3 protein-coding genes and 1 pseudogene are annotated in these 1242 nt (G+C 36.2%); all 4 read left to right on the forward strand.

Annotation, left to right across the window (positions count from 1 at the left end):
• Window positions 1–204: pseudogene (locus KQ486_RS13985) on the forward strand (DUF2977 domain-containing protein); the annotation flags it as partial.
• Between the two features lie 3 nt (window positions 205–207).
• A complete protein-coding gene (locus KQ486_RS13990; protein ID WP_000782200.1) occupies window positions 208–381 on the forward strand; it encodes an XkdX family protein in 174 nt (57 codons plus the stop codon).
• 39 nt (window positions 382–420) lie between these two features.
• Complete coding sequence (locus KQ486_RS13995) at window positions 421–720, forward strand: DUF2951 domain-containing protein (protein WP_000466778.1); 300 nt, start codon at window positions 421–423, stop codon at window positions 718–720.
• A gap of 136 nt (window positions 721–856) precedes the next feature.
• A partial coding sequence (locus KQ486_RS14000; RefSeq protein WP_216687994.1) for a CHAP domain-containing protein occupies window positions 857–1242 on the forward strand: 386 nt, incomplete at its 3' end.

Here is a 1242-nt window from a genome sequence, read left to right on the forward strand (position 1 = left end):
AAAGAAGACGTACCGAATGCATCAAACCAACAAAGTGCGTCAGATTTAAGTGATGAGGAACTTCGCGGAATGGTTGCGAGTATGCAAATGCAGGTGGCACAAGTAAACGTATTAACAATGGAATTAGCTCAACAAAACGCTATGTTAACACAACAGTTGACTGAACTGAAAACTAACAAAACAAATACTGAGGGGGACGTTTAAATAATGAAGATGATTTATCCAACTTTTAAAGACATTAAAACTTTTTATGTTTGGGGTTACTATAAAAACGAGCAAATTAAGTGGTACGTAGACAAGGGTTTAATCGATAAAGAAGAATACGCTTTAATCACTGGAGAAAAATATCCAGAAACAAAAGATGAAAAGTCACAGGTGTAATGCTTGTGGCTTTTTAATTTGAATAAAGTGGGTGGCATAATGTTTGGATTTACCAAACGACATGAACAAGATTGGCGTTTAACGCGATTAGAAGAAAATGATAAGACTATGTTTGAAAAATTCGACAGAATAGAAGATAGTCTTAGAGCGCAAGAAAAGATTTATGACAAATTAGATAGAAATTTTGAAGAATTAAAGCGCGACAAGGTAGAAGATGAAAAGAATAAAGAAAAGAATGCCAAGAATATTAGAGACATAAAAATGTGGATTCTAGGTTTGATAGGGACTATCTTCAGTACGATTGTCATAGCTTTACTAAGAACTGTTTTTGGTATTTAAAGGAGGTGATTACCATGCTTAAAGGGATTTTAGGATATAGCTTCTGGGCGTGCTTCTGGTTTGGTAAATGTAAATAACAGTTAAGAGTCAGTGCTTCGGCACTGGCTTTTTATTTTGATTGAAATGAGGTGCATACATGGGATTACCTAATCCGAAAAATAGAAAGCCCACAGCTAGTGAAGTGGTTGAATGGGCGTTATATATCGCTAAAAACAAAATAGCTATTGATGTACCTGGTTCTGGAATGGGAGCACAATGCTGGGATTTACCTAATTATTTACTCGATAAATATTGGGGATTTAGAACATGGGGAAATGCTGATGCTATGGCTCAGAAATCTAATTATAGAGGTAGAGATTTCAAGATAATTAGAAATACAAAAGACTTTGTACCACAACCAGGCGACTGGGGTGTTTGGACTGGTGGTTGGGCAGGTCATGTGAACATTGTAGTAGGGCCATGCACAAAAGACTATTGGTATGGTGTGGATCAAAACTGGTATACAAATAATGCAACAGGAAG

Origin of the sequence: Allobacillus halotolerans (assembly GCF_018967645.1) — a bacterium.
In the GTDB taxonomy this organism is placed as follows: domain Bacteria; phylum Bacillota; class Bacilli; order Bacillales; family Alkalibacillaceae; genus Allobacillus; species Allobacillus halotolerans.